The following is a 16787-nucleotide window of genomic DNA, read 5'->3' as shown; positions in this document are numbered from 1 at the left end:
AAAGTTTAAAAGCACAAGCATCCGACCGAATGAGGGAACTGAAACATCTAAACAAGTACTTCAAAAAATATTGGTTTAAATTACTTATTGGGGTCATTATCACCATCATAGCCCGCGTTTTTCAGCTGGTTATGCCCTCATATGTGAAAAAATCGATTGAGGTGGTAGAAAACTATGCGGCGGATAAAATCCCTGAGGCCATGGCCAAGGAAATGCTGTTGGAGTTTATTCTGATTATTGTTGGCGCTGCGTTAATCTCTGGGTTCTTTACTTTTTTGATGAGACAAACAATAATCAACGTCTCGCGTTACATAGAATACGACCTAAAGAATGAAGTATTTGACCACTATCAATTTCTGAGCCTTAATTTTTATAAACGTAATAGGACGGGAGACTTAATGAATAGGATAAGTGAAGATATAAATCAGGTCCGTATGTATGCCGGCCCAGCCATTATGTACGGTATACAGACCCTTACCCTCTTTGCATGTCTTATTCCGTTAATGTTCATAAAAGCACCCACCATAGCTTTTTATGCCCTTTTACCCCTACCGGTACTTTCTATTTTAATATACCAGATTAGCAAAATTATCCATAAACGTAGCACCAAGGTGCAAGAATATTTATCTACCCTATCCACTTTTACCCAAGAGTCATTCTCGGGAGTATCGGTAATAAAGGCCTATAATCTAGAACCAAAGATAAATACCGAATTACGAGCTCTGGCGAATGAAGGGAAGGACAAAAGTATGGATCTTGCCAAGGTAAACGCTTGGTTCTTTCCACTCATGATTCTCTTGATAGGGGTAAGCAATATCTTTGTAATCTATGTAGGCGGAAAACAATATATTGATGGGGAAATAGCCTCCGTGGGTATTATTGCCGAGTTTATACTATACGTTAACATGTTAACATGGCCGGTAGCTATTGTAGGGTGGTTAACCTCCATTGTTCAACGGGCCGAAGCTTCACAAAAAAGGATCAATGAGTTTTTGTTGGAACAGCCAGAAATTAAGAACGAAACAGAGGAACCTACCCCCATCCATGGAAAAATAGTCTTCAATAATGTAACTTTTACCTACGAAGACACCAATATTACGGCATTAAACGACATATCTTTTGCCATAGAGAAAGGGGAAACGGTAGCTATACTGGGAAAAACGGGGGCAGGCAAATCCACAATCCTAGACCTCATAGCACGCCTTTATGATATAAACTCGGGATCTATTCTGATTGACGACGTTCCCATAAAAAAGCTCAACCTTTTAGATCTTCGAAAAAGTATCGGGGCCGTTCCGCAAGATGCTTTCTTGTTTTCGGACACCATTAAAAACAATATTAAATTTGGCAAGGCCGATGCCACCGATGAAGAAATTTTTGCAACCGCAGAACAGGCTGCTGTACACAACAATATTGTAGAGTTCAGTAAATCCTATGATACCGTTTTGGGAGAAAGGGGCATTACACTTAGCGGAGGTCAAAAGCAAAGGGTTTCCATAGCAAGGGCACTGCTAAAGGAACCACAAATATATTTGTTCGATGATTGCCTATCTGCGGTAGATACGGAAACTGAAGAGGAAATATTGAACAACCTTAAAAACGCTTCGCATAACAAAACCACGCTCATCGTCAGCCATCGGGTATCCTCGGCAAAAAACGCCGATAGAATTCTGGTTTTGAAGGATGGAACTTTGCTTCAGGAAGGCTCTCATGACGATTTAATTAATGTTGATGGCTATTACAAAGAGCTATATATCAACCAGCTGTCTGAGAAAGAAAACTAGAAAAATGTTGCCGGATACGCTTTTTTTTTACATTTTTGATGGAATTAACTAGGAACAAACTAACTACACACTATACAACATGAGCGAAAAAGATTCGAGGGACCAGGAAGAAATTTACTCCAAAGTTTTACGAGCAGGGAGAAGAACCTATTTTTTTGATGTAAGAAGCACCAAAGCCGGTGATTATTATCTAACCATTACGGAAAGCAAAAAATTTACCCATGATGATGGTTCGTTCCATTACAAAAAACACAAGATTTACCTATACAAAGAGGATTTTGTTTCCTTTAAAGAGATTATGGAAGAAATGATGGATTACATCATCGATGAGAAAGGTATGGAAGTAATATCCGAAAGACACCAAAAAGATTTTAAAAAGGAAGAGCCAAGCGAAAATGGTGAGATAAAATCTACAGAAAGTTTTACCGATGTTGATTTTGACGACATTTAGAATTTTTTTTAAATAAAATTGTTACAACGGCCTTTAGAATTAAAGGTCGTTTTTTATTTTTATCCCTAGACTAATTCAATACAATGAGAAATATCCTATTCCTTGCATTTACAATCTTGTCCTATCTGGCCAATGGCCAAGAAACTTTAGATTTGAGCTATTATCTTCCCGAAGGTGTTACGTATAACGAAAACATTCCGAAACCAGTTGATGTAATAGGGCATGAAGTTGGTGAATGGCATGTAACCCATGATAAGCTGATGTTCTATATGCATACGTTGGCCAAGGTTAGTAATAGGATAATCATAGAAAATAGAGGCGCTACCTTTGAAGGTAGACCTATATTACTACTTACCGTTACGGCTCCAAAGAATCATGCCAATTTGGAAGAACTTAGACAAAGCCATATAGCCCTTACGGAAAATACAGGTAGTTCTTTATCTGTAGACACTATGCCATTAGTGGTTTATCAGGGGTTTTCCATCCATGGTAACGAACCCAGTGGAGCAAATGCCGCATTGGCCTATGCTTACTACTTGGCAGCTGCAGAGGGTCCAGAAATTGAAGAGTTATTGGATAATCTGATAATTCTGATAGATCCTTCTTTTAACCCAGATGGACTACAGCGTTTTGCCTATTGGGCCAATACCAATAGAAGTATTCATTTGAATCCGGATAAAAATGAAAGGGAATATCACGAAGTATGGCCAGGAGGGCGCACCAACCACTATTGGTTTGATATGAATAGAGATTGGTTACCCGTACAATTGCCAGAAAGTAGGGCACGTATTGCTTCGTTTCATAAATGGCTTCCCAACATCTTAACGGACCATCATGAGATGGGTACAAACTCTTCCTTCTTTTTTCAGCCTGGAGAACCTACACGGGTACATCCGTTAACTCCCAAGCTCAATCAGGAACTTACCAAGGAAATTGCTACATACCATGCAGCGGCTCTAGACAAAATTGGCTCTTTGTACTATTCCGAAGAAAATTATGATGACTATTACTATGGCAAAGGTTCTACCTTTCCGGACGTTAATGGAGGTATTGGCATATTGTTCGAACAGGGGAGTTCTCGCGGACATATCCAAGAGAGTGAAAACGGTATCTTAACTTTTCCCTTTACCATTCGCAATCAGTTTACAACGGCACTCTCTACTGTGGAGGCCGCCAAGCAAATGCGCACTAAAATATTGGAGTACCAACACAACTTTTTTGCGCAAATGCGCAACGAGGCCGCCAAAAGCAAAACCAAGGCCATCGTTTTTGGGGATAAGAAAGACGCAGCCAAAACGTGGCATCTGGCCGAAATTTTGAATCGTCATAAAATTAAGTTTCACGAACTGGCCAATGACGTCATCATCCAAGGAAAAGAATACGTAAAAGGAGGTAGCTATGTGGTGCCCACCAATCAGAAGAATCATAGATTGATAAAGGCCATGTTCGAAAAAAGAACCACATTTACAGATAGTTTGTTCTATGATATTTCCGCATGGGCCTTTCCCTTAGCCTTTAATATGGACTACTCCGAAGTAGGCTCCCTTTCCAATGCCGGTGAGGAGGTAACTCAATTTAAGGAACTTTCTGGAAAAGTAGACCGCCAGAGCAATTATGCCTACCTTTTTGAGTGGCATGAGTATTATACCCCAAAAGCCCTTAATAAGATTGTTAACAAGGGGTTGCGTGCCAAAGTAGCCAAGGAGCCCTTTACCCTGGAGGGAAAGAAGTACGATTACGGCACCATTATGATTCCTGTTCAAAACCAAAAATTAGACCCTGAAAAACTATATGGATTTCTTAACCAGGTAGCACATGGCAGCAAAATACAAATTACCGCCGTTGGGACTGGGCTTACCTCGGGTATTGATCTGGGTAGCAATGATTTTGATCCTGTGGAAAAACAAAAGGTCGCTATACTTGTTGGAAAGGGTATACGTTCTTATGACGCCGGTGAAATATGGCACCTTTTCGATACAAGATACGATATGAAAATCACGAAAATAGATGTTAGCTATTTGAATGAGGTAGATTTGGCGTCGTATTCCGATATAATACTTCCCAGTTCTTTTGGCACCACTGACTTAAACAAAAAAAACACGGACAAACTAAAGCAATGGATAAAAAACGGTGGCACCTTAATTGGGTATAGAACTGTAGCCGAATGGTTTAACAAGGAAGAAATAATGAAACTAGAGTTTAAAAAGGATACTTTGGTCGCCAAAAACATTTCTTTCGGTCAGAAACAAGATTTTAAAGGGGCGCAGGTTACCGGAGGAGCAATCTTCCAAACAAAAATAGACCGTTCTCACCCTATCAACTACGGTTATAAAGACAACACCCTAGCTTTGTTCAGAAATACCAACACTTATATTAAACCATCGAAAAATAGTTTTGAAAACCCTATTCAATACACCAACAATCCACTATTGAGCGGTTATATATCCGAAGAGAATTTAGAACTCATTAAAAACAGCGTGCCATTTCAGGTAAAAAAATCGGGCAAGGGCAAGGTTGTAATTTTTACCGACAACACTAATTTTAGGGCTTTTTGGTACGGCACCAACAAACTGCTGATGAATGCTATTTTTTTTGGCAAAATGATGTAACCCTTTTTAAATTGACATTGAAAGGTTCTGAAGTAAAACGTTTTTTCCATTTCTTTTAATAAACCCTTAAGGTTTATATTTTTCTAATCACCATTACATTTTCTAACTTTATGGGATAAAACGCGTTTAAATGGCAATGACTCCAAGTAATATGATGCCCTTGGGCACTTTAGCTCCAGATTTTAGTCTTTTGGATACAATTTCTGGTGAAATAATGAATCTACAGTCAAAAAGAGGAGACAAAGGCACCGTGATCCTATTTATTTGCAACCATTGCCCATTTGTTATCCACGTAAACAGTGAAATTGTAAAATTGGGTAAGGAATACCAGAAGAAAGGCATTGGCTTTATTGCTATTTCTAGTAATGACGTTCAAAATTATCCCCAGGACTCTCCCAAATTAATGAAGGTAGTTGCAGAAAGGGAGGGATATTCCTTTCCGTATTTATATGATGAGACCCAAGAAACGGCCAAGGCTTATGACGCCGCTTGCACGCCGGATATTTATTTGTTCGACGCCAATTTAAGCTTGGTTTATAGAGGCCAACTAGATGACTCCAGACCGGGTAATGGAATACCAGTTACTGGGAAAGACTTACGCAATGCAATGAATGCCCTATTGGATGGACAACCCATAAATGAGGTGCAGAAACCAAGTATTGGTTGTAATATTAAATGGGCGCAGCTTTAAAAACTAGTTATATTTAGAGGGTATGCAACCAAAAGAGTTAATTAAGATCTGGGTTTCACTATTCAATAAAGCCGACTTCCAAGGGTTGGCCGAGCTTTATCACGAAGATGCCATAAACCATCAGGTAAATACAACACCTGTTGAGGGCAAAGAGGCCATACATGAAATGTTTAAAAAAGAGTTTGAACAGGCAGAGATGACATGCATTGTTGAGCACATCTTTGAAGATAAGGAATGGGCCATACTGGAATGGAAAGATCCATCAGGATTAAGAGGATGCGGATTCTTCCATGTAACAAAAGGGAAAATAGCATTTCAGAGAGGTTATTGGGATAAGCTTTCTTTTTTAAGATTACACAATCTACCGATACCAACCAATTAAAACTCTTAACATGAAGGTAAGTAAAAAAGATGCTCTTTTACGGCTAGCGAAGATTGCATCGCCCTTTAAGACCCTTTTTGAACATGGCACCTTGTTGGTTGAAATGTACCAACCCGCTAAGGTAGACCTGCAGCAACCGCATACACGCGATGAGGTTTATATTGTGGTATCTGGTACTGGTGAGTTTATAAATGGAGGTGTGCGCTGTACCTTTGCTCCTGGAGATTTTCTCTTTGTGCCCGCCGGGGTTGAACATCGGTTTGAAAACTTCACCGATGACTTTGCCACTTGGGTCATTTTTTATGGCCCGGAAGGTGGTGAAAAACGGTAATAAATATGAAACATTTGATTACCATTGCACCTTTAACAAAAAAAACCTTTTGCACGTATATTGATGTGGGCTCTAGGTCATATAGGGAGCATTACCTACATCTTTGGAAAAGACAAGATCCTTCTCCTTATATTGAAAGTAGTTTTACCACGGAAGTGCTCCATAAAGAAAATATGGACGATAATATTGATCATTTTATTATTCAAAAGGCAAATCTGCCCGTGGGTATACTTAAGATTATAAAAAACAGTGCCGCAGGCAGCTATTCTTCTGGTGAAGCTTTGCTTCTAGAAAAAATATATCTGCTTAAAGCGTATTCCGGACAAGGGATTGGTAAGATCGCTTTTGACTTTGTTTTTGATTACGCCAGGGAATTAGGTAAAAAAGCACTTTGGCTAGATGTAATGGCCACTAGCCCTGCCCTAAAAGTCTATCAAAAAATAGGATTTAAAAAAATAGGGGCTAAGGAGCTTCATTTTTTGAATGTTAAGGACGAGGAAAGAAAAATGTTTGTACTCTCCAAAGTACTGTGAGCTGTACCAGACAAAACCTCAAAAACAAATTTCGGCTATACCCAACCTTCGCGCTTAAGCAAATTTTCGATGTGGGCAAAGTGATGGTTTCCATGCCAAGCGTATCTGCCGATATTTTCTTTTAACGAGGTACGTTCGTTGTTCTCTGGGTGTATAAATTCTCGTTCCATCTGCTCCGGGGACAATCCTCTAAGCAGGTATACCAATTTAGCATGTACAGCCTTAAGATGGTCTAGAGACATACCTATGGGGGCGATATTGGCGTCGAACAAGGAAGACCAAGCTTTTTCATCATAAGCCTTTATTACCGGGGTATCTTCCGTTAGCGCCCATTTAAACCTAATATAGCTATTATGATGACTATCAGAGATATGATGGACTAGTTGTCTTACTGTCCAACCACCAGGTCTAAATGGAGTTTCTAGCTGGGCAGGGGAAAGACCTGTCACCAATTTCTCCAATCGAGCAGGCAAGGCCTCTAAGGCGTCGGTCCACTTTACAATATCGTCCTCCGAAATTACCGATGGCCCCGAAAACTTCCCTATGGGGTAACGTAGTTGTTCTAAAATTTTGTCTTCCATGGTCTAAAAATAATAAAGTTTAGATTTAATGTCCTTATAAAGTTTATAAAAGTAAGTGGTTTTGGGCATGCACCAAAATAGCAGCTTGCGTTACATAACTCTTAGGAAATATAAAAAAAATCGTATCTTCTGCTGGTTAACAAACTCCCCCGGTAGCTTTAGGTTCACAAAAGAGACTTGGCTAGTTAGTCATTACCATATAAGTGTTAGCACGGATAAACTTTAATAGAGTTTTAACCTAAAAAAAGTGCGATTCCTAGGTAATGGATTAATTTTGTAACACAACAATTTTTCAATTAAAAACAAAAGATATGGCTACAATACGCTTGGGCGACGCAGCGCCTGATTTTACTGCTGAAACTTCCATGGGAGCACTCAATTTTTATGATTATTTAGGTGATGGATGGGGTATCCTTTTCTCGCATCCGGCCGATTTCACCCCCGTTTGTACCACGGAACTTGGAACCGCTGCAAAGTTTAAGGACGAGTTTGCAAAGCGCAATGTTAAAATGATCGCTTTAAGTGTGGACGGTGCCGCTTCCCACGCAGAATGGATTAAGGATATCAACGAAACACAGCATACCACGGTAAACTTTCCAATCATTGCCGATGAGGACAAAAGAGTTGCCAACCTGTACGATATGATACATCCTAACGCCGACAATAACCTAACGGTACGCTCTGTATATATTGTAGCACCGGACAAAACCGTGAAATTAATACTCACCTACCCTGCCTCTACAGGTCGTAATTTTTACGAATTATTGCGCGTTGTGGATTCCTTGCAGTTAACTGCGTACCATAAGGTAGCCACACCCGCCAATTGGGAACATGGGCAAGATGTAGTGGTGAGTCCGGCCATCCCCACCAACGAAGCCAAAGAGATTTTTACAAAAGGTGTGGAGGAGATAAAACCTTATCTACGTATGACCCCAGACCCTACGGCATAAGGCTGCAATCTTTAAAATTAAATAATAAAACCTCTCAAGAAATTGGGAGGTTTTATCTGTACTAAACGGCAGTTTATAATCGATGATGCTATCCAATAAACCAAGCGGCAAAGGTTAAAAATAAGATTTGGATGCCCTAAATAAGTTAAAAGGCCCACCAAAGATAAAACCAAGAGAATAGGAGCTTAAAATAAAAAAAACGTAAAACTCCTTGTTTCCAATATTTTAACAGTATCTTTGACGCTTAATTTAATTATTTTAATTTTAGTATTATGAGTAAAGGAACAGTAAAATTCTTCAACGATTCCAAAGGTTATGGTTTTATCACAGAAGAAGGTTCAGAAGAAGATCACTTTGTACACATTTCTGGCTTAATTGACGAAGTACGTGAAGGTGACGTTGTAGAATTTGAACTACAACAAGGAAAAAAAGGATTGAACGCCGTTAATGTGAAAGTTGTTGACTAGGTAGATACGTTTTAATTTTTTTTATAGAACAGAGCCTTGACATTATTGTCAGGGCTTTTTTAATTCAAAAAAACAATTGCACATAAAGAAGCATTGAAAGAAATGTCTTACCTTCGTGAAAAATAAAATCAAAGCTGTCAATATATAAGATATTAGCTTTTTGTTTAATTTTGACGCAACCTTTTTCCCAGATATAATCTAAAGGTTAAACATAATAATTCCCCCAAATAATTAACGACGACCATGATTACTTTTTTAGGTATTCTCGCAATTTTATTGGTGTTTAATGTTTTGTTACTATTGGTAAGTGTAAACGGATCCAATGCCAAACGTTAAAAAAAGTAGGGTTTTTAATCTTTCAGTTGTTACATAGTAAAAGAACCGGTTTCTACCCCACGGAAACGACTATATACTTACTATGACTACTTTCTTAAGCATACTACTTATTCTATTGGCGTTCAATGCATTTTTATTGCTGGCCAGTACCAATAGGTCTAGATAATATTAAGCGACCCCATAAATTGGGGTCGCTTAATTATTTAAAAATCGTCTAATTGCAACTCTCCCTTAGCAGGGGGCGAGGGGGAAGTTGCAGACGATTTTTAATTTTTAATAAGGTATAGGTTTATTTAATTGGCCTATTTACTTTACATCCATCAATTCCACATCAAAAATAAGGGTAGCATTTGGAGGGATTACACCACCGGCACCAGCACTTCCGTAGCCCAAATGCGAAGGAATTACAAAACGCGCCTTATCCCCTACCTGAAGTAAGCCTATTCCCTCGTCCCAACCTGGGATTACTTGCCCTACCCCAAGCTGAAAATCAATAGGTTGGTTACGTTTATAAGAAGAATCGAACTCCTGTCCATTAATTAAAGAACCCGCATAATGTACTGATACGGTCTGTCCTTTACCAGCCTTGGCACCATCCCCTTTTTGAATAACCTTAAAACGTAGTCCACTTTCCGTTTCTTCAAAACCAGCAGCTACTTTATCCAATTCCTTTGCCTGTTCCTCGCGTTCTTTGGCCATTCTTTTTTCCCTAGAACTTTCAAAAGTTCTAAAAGCCTGTACCGCGTCCCAAACTTCAGCATCTGAACCAACACGAACAATTTCCAAAGTTTCCAAGGCATCGCCCTGTACAATGGCATCCACTACCTCTTGACCTGCTTCTACATGACCAAAAACAGTATGTTTATTATCTAACCAAGGCGTGGCAATATGGGTTATAAAAAATTGACTTCCATTGGTACCTGGGCCTGCATTGGCCATAGAAAGTACTCCAGGGCCATTATGTGTTAGTTCTGGGTGAAACTCATCATCGAACTTATAGCCAGGATCTCCTGTACCTGTGCCTTGGGGACACCCTCCCTGCACCATAAAATCCGGGATTACACGATGAAAATTTAGTCCATCATAATAAGGTTTTCCTGGTGATTTACTTCCATTCTCCAAATTCCCTTCCGCCAAAGCAACAAAATTGCCTACCGTTCCAGGCGTCTTATCGTGGGTAAGTTTAACCAAAATCTCCCCTTTGGCCGTATGGAACTTTGCATATATTCCTTCTTGCATACTGTATCTTTTTTAATGAGGCGCAAAGGTAAAAGGTTTGTTTGTCAGTACCAAGGATTTAGCAGTTTGTGTTTTGTTATGGCATCCAATTAACTTCCCTGTTTTGCCATTGCTCTAAAAATCCGCGGAATTCCGATCAATTTCGAAAGATTTCGTTTCTATATAACAACCTTTCATTAAATGCCATGGGGACGCCCACCAATATGGAATCGATGTTGTATTGGGCGGCCTGTATGTGAAGATGGGGTTCTTGGGAAAATCCGGAGTTCCCTACTTTGCCCAACAATTGCCCTTTTTTTACCTGTTCTCCCAAGGTAACCACAATACTTTTCTTCTTTAAATGAACCATGGTAACTATGGTATTGTCACAATTCAATGCGATGAAATTTCCTTGTCCATTCTCTGCACTAACATCCATGGAGCTTCCCATGTTATCCTCAACAGAAGTTTTAAGCGCTATCACTTTACCTGCACATGGACTATACAAAGGTTCCGCAAAAATATAATGTCCTTCATTTTTATCGGATTCCATTCCCTGAAATATTTTCCCTGCCGCACCGATCTTGTTGATATCCAGCGCGTAATGCTGAGAAGTTACGGAAGTGCCATAATGATTGTTGATGACCTTATTTGAACCGCCCGATGCAATGTAGTAACTACCATTCTTTAATGGAAACTCTAAAGACACAGACACGCCCTTGTAGTTTCGTCCTTTATAAAGATCCACGACAAGCACCAAGAAAAAAAGACCCAACAGAAAAAGAATTGTATTTTTTGTGTTTTTAAACACACCTTTGGGAAAAGTACGTCTCGCATACTTGTAGTTCATAATTGTTATAACCACTGCCGAAGACAAAATTGCAAGAACAATGTATTTAAAATAATAGCTTATCGCTATTGGCCATTGTCCCCATAAGTATATAAACCATAAATAGGCAATGTAGAAAAAAGCTGCTGCAAAAAGTCCGGTTTTCGATCTAGGTTTATCCCAAAATATAGAGATACCTATTAGAATGGGTAACCCAATATGTACAAAAACAAAAAGAAGTTGCTCCATATTAAAAGAGTTGTGCTTTTAATAAAGAAGCGTAGCTATCTATTTTGTTACAGTTAGAAAGAAAAATACGGGTATTATCAAACGAAATTGCATTCAGAGGCGAGCAACACTCCAGAAATTAAACCGTCGCAACCAGCTCAGGAAAATTTATGTTATCCCTTAATTTTCTTCGTTGGAGCTACACCGTAATTATCTATGAGGTAAACCAAACCGGCCATGGTAGCGGCACCTAGTTGTAATTCTCTTTTATTTACATGTTCAAACGTATCGTTCTCAGCATGGTGATGATCAAAATAACGCTGAGAATCCGGTACAAGGCCTGCCAATACGATATCAGGGTTTTTAAGTGGCCCAATATCAGCACCGCTATAACCCTTGGTGAACAGATGTACCAAATAGGGTTCAAACAAGGTCTTCCATTCCTGTATCCGCTTAAAATTGGCATCTGAGCAGTCTAACGAAAAACCTCTTGGCGAAAAGCCTCCAGAGTCGCTTTCCAAGGCAAAAACATGATTTTCATTTTTGGCGAGTGCTTCTTCTGCATATTTATTGCCTCCACGTAAGCCATTCTCCTCGTTCATAAAAAGTACGACCCTTATGGTACGCTTGGGCACATAACCGGTAATTTTTAATAATCGTAACACTTCCATACTTTGTACACAACCTGCACCGTCATCATGAGAGCCATCTCCAAGGTCCCAAGAATCCAAATGTCCGCCAACAGTCATATACTCGTTTGGATATGTACTACCCTTTATTTCACCGATGACATTAAAAGATTCTACATCGGGCAACTGTTGACAATTTTGTTTAAAATAGAATTTGATTTCAGGGTTTAATTTTAAAGTGGTACTCAGTAGTTCCGCAGCGTTTGTACTAATGGCTGCTGCTGGTATCCTCCGTGTCACGGGCGTGTCGCCATAAGACATGGAACCCGTATGGGGGAAATCATCCAAGCGCAGATTCATAGATCTTACAATTATTGCTGCGGCATTATATTTGGCAGCTTCCATGGCACCTGAATACCGTTGGTCCACACATCCCGAATATGCATCGAAGGTGCTTATAAATTTAGGATCCATAGGCCTGTTGAAGAAGACTATCTTTCCGCTTAACTTATCCTTTCCCAAGTACTTAAGTTCCTCAATACTGCTTACTTCAACCACATTGGCCTTAATGCCTCCTATGGGTGTTGCCACGGAGCCTCCCAAAGCGCAGATAGGCACATTGTTGGTAATACCGGGTGCACTTTCTATATACGCAAATTCTGGGTTGCCGCGTACCCATTTTGGCACCATAACCGGCTGTAACCAAACACGATCCAATCCAAGGGAATCTAATTGGGCCTTGGTATAATCTATAGCCTGCTCCGCTTGTACGGAGCCGGAAAGTCTACCTCCTATTTGATTGGAAAGATGATTTAGCCAGTCATATGCCTTACCTTGTGTAAGGGCAGCATCGTAAATAGCTTTTATCTGTGTTTCATCTTGGGTTTGAGGAAAGGCCTGGGCCACTGTCAACAGCAGTAGTAAAAATAGTTTGTTCATTCTTTTTCTTTTTCAAGCTGATCTATATAATCCTCTAAATTAGCTTTTATTTTGTCATCCAATTCGGGTTCCTTAATATCTTTGTATTTTTTTAACTCTTCTAGCAATATGGAGGTAACTATTACCCGTGAGGCCTTTTTGTTATCTGCCGGAATTATATACCAGGGGGCATGTGCCGGTGATGTATTATTGATGGCTTCCTCATAGCACTGTAAGTATTTGTTCCACAACTTCCGTTCCTTAAGGTCTGCAGGGGAAAACTTCCAATGTTTTTCCCTTAAATGAAGCCTTCTTAAAAGTCTTTGTCGTTGTTCTTCTTTGGATAGATGAAGAAAGAATTTAAAAATAATGGTTCCATTTTCGGAGATTTGACGTTCAAAATCATTGATTTGTTCAAAGCGCTTATTCCAAAAATTTTGATCAATATCATCTACGCTATGTACGCCCGGAATATTCTCGGATAAAATATACTCTGGATGTACCCGGGTTACCAATACATTTTCATAGTGAGTGCGGTTAAAAACCCCAAATTTACCCTTGGCCGGTAGGGCAATATAGTGCCTCCAAATATAATCGTGCTTTAGTTCCAGTTCGGTAGGTACCTTAAAGCTATGTACCACAGTACCACGGGCATTAAAATCTTTAAAGATTTCCCGGATAAGACTATCCTTACCAGAAGTATCCATCCCTTGTATACAGATTAAAACCGCATATTTGCCATGTGCATACAGGGTATTTTGAAATTCTCCTAGATTTTCACGGATCTTCTCCAAGGATTTTTTTAAGTCCTTATCGGAAGTGCCCAGATCTTCTAGGGTATCGCGTTTGGCAAGGTTGATTTTACCCGTTACTTTATAAGGAGTTATATCTATACTATCTATTTTGTTCATATGTTGAATATATAATATTTTGATGTTTTATGGCATTTTTGTTAAAAAAAACTGACCGTTAATCCTTGGAAGCGGTCAATTTATCTCATAAACCCTTATTCTAGCGGTATTTTATCGAAAAAATGTGGGACGCTAGACTTCGCTTGCTATATTTACTATTCCCAAAACCCAAACGGTCCTTAATCAACACATTATGCCATGAAGATAATAAACACCTCTTTTTGCGTACTACTTTTCTTCTCACATACCTTGTTTGGGTTTAACAACGCATGTGATTATGCCGGTTCTAACATCGACTATGTAAAATCGCAGACCATAAGAGCTTTGGAGGCCAATGATTTAAATACATCTAAATTCTTTGCCTATAAGGCCCTTAATGCCATAGAAAAATCTAGAAAACAGCTAGAAGCATGCGATTGCGAGTATGCCGTTAAAAATATCTACGAAGGACTGGATAATTTAAAGAAGGCCACACGCACCACTTCTCTGGAAAGCAGTAAAATTTTATTGAACAGAGCTTTGGAAAACACCCTGGGCAGTTTAGAGGCCATTGACGAGCACGAACTACATAAGAGCAATTATGCCAGTGATGTGCTCGCTATGAATACGGTAGCCTCCAAAGCAGATAAAGTGGCCATGAAACGACCTAATCTAGAGGCACTGCATCAACGAATAGATAATTCCTTGGTAAATTTCCAGAATTCCTTGGATGAAGTTGTTGCCTCGGTGCCTTGTAAAGAAGCTTTAAGCTTTGCTTCTAAAATACATGGCAATAGTGAGCAAGAACTGCTAAAAAACAACCTTACCGAAGCAAAAAAATACTACAATCTAAGAACAAAGGCCATTGCTGCCGAAGCATTAAAAAAACTGAACGGCTGTACAGATTAAGGCATTATTTGCTGGCAAAAAGTTTTACATCTTCTTCTGTGACCTTTTCTCCACTAAGGATGATTAAACGTTCTACAACGTTTCGTAACTCCCTAATGTTGCCTGTCCAATCATATCCCTTAAGCAGTGTAACCGCTTTGGGAGCAAATACTTTGGGGGCAGTACCTTGTTCAGTGGCTATTTTTTTGGAAAAATGGTCTATAAGCAAAGGTATATCGTCCCTGCGATCATTTAACGAAGGTACTTTGATGAGGATTACGGCCAAGCGGTGATACAAATCTTCGCGGAACCTGCCCTCGGCTATTTCCGTACTTAAAATCTTATTGGTGGCCGCAACTACACGTACATCTACCTTGATGTCCTTGTCGGTACCCACACGAGATATCTTGTTTTCTTGTAAGGCCCTTAAGACCTTCGCCTGTGCGGAAAGGCTCATATCACCAATTTCGTCCAAAAAGATAGTACCTCTATTGGCTGCTTCAAACTTTCCTGCCCTATCCTTTACCGCAGAAGTAAATGCTCCTTTTACATGGCCAAACAGTTCGCTTTCTATTAGTTCGGATGGAATTGCCGCGCAATTTACTTCTATGAAAGGCGCTTTGTTCCGTTCACTTTTTTCATGTATCCAATGTGCAACCAGTTCTTTTCCGGTACCGTTAGCCCCAGTTATTAGAACCCTTGCATCTGTTGGGGCAACCTTTTCTATGATATCCTTAATGTTGGATATTTCTTTGCTATCACCAACCATTTCATAGTTCTTGCTCACCTTTTTCTTTAAAATCTTGTTCTCTACCACCAACTCCTTTCTATCCAAGGCATTGCGAACTGTGGTCAATAATCTGTTTAAATCCGGAGGTTTGGAAATATAATCAAATGCCCCTAACCGCATGGTATTAACGGCAGTATCCAGATCACCATGACCGGAAATCATGATAAAGGGAATTTCGGGTTTTAAACCTCTGGCAGCTTCCAATACCTCTACCCCGTCCATTTTGGGCATTTTTATATCGCACAAAACAAGGTCAAAATCTTCTTTCTTTATCATTTCCAATCCTCGAAGACCATCCTCTGCCTCGCTAACGGCGTAGGAATCGTTCTCTTCGCTAAGGATTTTTACCAATACCCTCCGTATTGCGGATTCGTCTTCTATCACCAATATTTTCAACATGCGCTTTAGCTTTAAAAAATTGCTATTTTAAATCCTGTTCTAAAATAGATATTTCCTTCATTATTTAATAAAAAAACATTATTCCTTTGATCGTCCCTCAAAATACCTTTTTGTGTAAGTGAATATCCCATAAAACCATAAAGGGACATATTCTTCGTGAAATTAAATTGATAACCTAGGGTGCCAACAACTGCAGAAAGGGAAACGGCCGACCCAAAGTTATCATCGGGAAGTAGAATGTCATTTTGGAGGTTTACAAAGTAACCGTCCAATAACGCTCCCAATTGAAACGTATGGTTTTTAATATGATGTCTTATATGTGTGCGCGGAATCCCTAGGGCAAAGGACCAATTGGGATGAAACCTCCTTTGATAGCTAACAACGGGGAGCGGAAACGGTAACCCGGTGGCACTATTGAAACTTAAGCCAACCAGCAGTCGGTATGGTTTCTCTACATCTTTTCTATCACTCAGTACGGTAGCCGTAAAGTTTAGTCTAAAATCGTCTCCCTGTAATCCTTCAACAAAATTTGAGGCAAGTCTGGGTGTAACTATGCCTATAAAACGCCAATCTTCATGCAATTTTACAACATATCCAACATTTAAATCTATTATTCTTAGTTTTTCCAAGACACTACTATCAAAAGGAAAATCCGCGCTAATATCAAAACTGATGGAGCTGTATTCGGCTCCGGCAATCAGAAAGGCTATATCGTTAAGTTTAATGGGAACATTGGCCAAAAAACGATACCTAGAGGTACGTATACCAGAATCGTTTTCTGGGATAAGGGTATATTCCGCTCTAAGGATGTCACCGCTTTGGGATAGGCAATTGCCTGCAATCATTAAGAAAAACATACAATACCCAAAACGTTTGATCATAT

17 protein-coding genes are annotated in these 16787 nt (G+C 39.5%); 10 read left to right on the top strand and 7 right to left on the bottom strand.

Features of this window, described 5'->3' with window-relative positions:
* Positions 1 to 29 precede the first annotated feature (29 nt).
* The 7 genes from ACEQ81_RS13405 (at position 30) to ACEQ81_RS13375 (ending at position 6781) form a co-directional block, all read left to right on the top strand.
* Positions 30 to 1784: an ABC transporter ATP-binding protein gene (locus tag ACEQ81_RS13405; RefSeq protein WP_411031414.1), complete on the top strand. Its 1755-nt coding sequence runs from the start codon at positions 30 to 32 to the stop codon at positions 1782 to 1784.
* Positions 1785 to 1863: 79 nt separating this feature from the next.
* Complete coding sequence (locus ACEQ81_RS13400; RefSeq protein ID WP_411031413.1) at positions 1864 to 2235, top strand: PUR family DNA/RNA-binding protein; 372 nt, start codon at positions 1864 to 1866, stop codon at positions 2233 to 2235.
* Between the two features lie 83 nt (positions 2236 to 2318).
* A complete protein-coding gene (locus ACEQ81_RS13395) occupies positions 2319 to 4844 on the top strand; it encodes a M14 family zinc carboxypeptidase (RefSeq protein WP_411031412.1) in 2526 nt (841 codons plus the stop codon).
* Between the two features lie 130 nt (positions 4845 to 4974).
* Positions 4975 to 5535: a thioredoxin family protein gene (locus tag ACEQ81_RS13390; RefSeq protein ID WP_411031411.1), complete on the top strand. Its 561-nt coding sequence runs from the start codon at positions 4975 to 4977 to the stop codon at positions 5533 to 5535.
* Positions 5536 to 5557: 22 nt separating this feature from the next.
* Complete coding sequence (locus ACEQ81_RS13385; RefSeq protein ID WP_411031410.1) at positions 5558 to 5917, top strand: nuclear transport factor 2 family protein; 360 nt, start codon at positions 5558 to 5560, stop codon at positions 5915 to 5917.
* 10 nt (positions 5918 to 5927) lie between these two features.
* Complete coding sequence (locus ACEQ81_RS13380) at positions 5928 to 6248, top strand: cupin domain-containing protein (protein WP_411031409.1); 321 nt, start codon at positions 5928 to 5930, stop codon at positions 6246 to 6248.
* 5 nt (positions 6249 to 6253) lie between these two features.
* Positions 6254 to 6781, top strand: coding sequence for a GNAT family N-acetyltransferase (locus ACEQ81_RS13375; RefSeq protein ID WP_411031408.1), 528 nt, complete (start codon positions 6254 to 6256; stop codon positions 6779 to 6781).
* Positions 6782 to 6816: 35 nt separating this feature from the next.
* Here the strand turns inward: ACEQ81_RS13375 and ACEQ81_RS13370 are convergent, their stop codons facing one another.
* Positions 6817 to 7362, bottom strand: coding sequence for a YfiT family bacillithiol transferase (locus tag ACEQ81_RS13370; RefSeq protein ID WP_411031407.1), 546 nt, complete (start codon positions 7360 to 7362; stop codon positions 6817 to 6819).
* 311 nt (positions 7363 to 7673) lie between these two features.
* On the opposite strand from ACEQ81_RS13370, the gene ACEQ81_RS13365 reads away from it, so the two are divergent.
* Together ACEQ81_RS13365 and ACEQ81_RS13360 are read left to right on the top strand one after the other, a co-directional pair.
* On the top strand, positions 7674 to 8312 hold the full coding sequence (locus tag ACEQ81_RS13365) for a peroxiredoxin (protein WP_411031406.1): 639 nt from the start codon (positions 7674 to 7676) through the stop codon (positions 8310 to 8312).
* Positions 8313 to 8584: 272 nt separating this feature from the next.
* On the top strand, positions 8585 to 8779 hold the full coding sequence (locus ACEQ81_RS13360; protein ID WP_411031405.1) for a cold-shock protein: 195 nt from the start codon (positions 8585 to 8587) through the stop codon (positions 8777 to 8779).
* 642 nt (positions 8780 to 9421) lie between these two features.
* On the opposite strand, the gene ACEQ81_RS13355 is transcribed toward ACEQ81_RS13360, so the two are convergent.
* The 4 genes from ACEQ81_RS13355 to ACEQ81_RS13340 form a co-directional block, all read right to left on the bottom strand.
* A complete protein-coding gene (locus tag ACEQ81_RS13355; RefSeq protein WP_411031404.1) occupies positions 9422 to 10354 on the bottom strand; it encodes a peptidylprolyl isomerase in 933 nt (310 codons plus the stop codon).
* A gap of 136 nt (positions 10355 to 10490) precedes the next feature.
* On the bottom strand, positions 10491 to 11411 hold the full coding sequence (locus tag ACEQ81_RS13350; RefSeq protein WP_411031403.1) for a M23 family metallopeptidase: 921 nt from the start codon (positions 11409 to 11411) through the stop codon (positions 10491 to 10493).
* Positions 11412 to 11563: 152 nt separating this feature from the next.
* On the bottom strand, positions 11564 to 12958 hold the full coding sequence (locus tag ACEQ81_RS13345; RefSeq protein WP_411031402.1) for a M20/M25/M40 family metallo-hydrolase: 1395 nt from the start codon (positions 12956 to 12958) through the stop codon (positions 11564 to 11566).
* Complete coding sequence (locus ACEQ81_RS13340) at positions 12955 to 13848, bottom strand: PPK2 family polyphosphate kinase (RefSeq protein WP_411031401.1); 894 nt, start codon at positions 13846 to 13848, stop codon at positions 12955 to 12957. Before ACEQ81_RS13340 ends, ACEQ81_RS13345 begins: the two co-directional genes overlap by 4 nt.
* A gap of 198 nt (positions 13849 to 14046) precedes the next feature.
* Here ACEQ81_RS13340 and ACEQ81_RS13335 point away from each other — a divergent pair, with 198 nt between their 5' ends.
* Positions 14047 to 14736 carry a hypothetical protein gene (locus ACEQ81_RS13335; RefSeq protein ID WP_411031400.1) on the top strand — a complete coding sequence of 230 codons (690 nt, stop codon included), beginning with the start codon at positions 14047 to 14049 and terminating at the stop codon, positions 14734 to 14736.
* Positions 14737 to 14740: 4 nt separating this feature from the next.
* Here the strand turns inward: ACEQ81_RS13335 and ACEQ81_RS13330 are convergent, their stop codons facing one another.
* Together ACEQ81_RS13330 and ACEQ81_RS13325 are read right to left on the bottom strand one after the other, a co-directional pair.
* Complete coding sequence (locus ACEQ81_RS13330) at positions 14741 to 15904, bottom strand: sigma-54-dependent transcriptional regulator (RefSeq protein ID WP_411031399.1); 1164 nt, start codon at positions 15902 to 15904, stop codon at positions 14741 to 14743.
* An 11-nt stretch (positions 15905 to 15915) separates the two neighbouring features.
* Entirely contained in the window at positions 15916 to 16785 is an 870-nt protein-coding gene (locus tag ACEQ81_RS13325) for a DUF6268 family outer membrane beta-barrel protein (RefSeq protein WP_411031398.1), read from the bottom strand.
* Between the last annotated feature and the right edge of the window lie 2 nt (positions 16786 to 16787).

The organism is Spongiimicrobium sp. 3-5 (assembly GCF_046557915.1).
Taxonomy (GTDB): Bacteria; Bacteroidota; Bacteroidia; order Flavobacteriales; family Flavobacteriaceae; genus JBHEBG01.
This window is presented reverse-complemented; position numbering and strand designations above follow the sequence as displayed.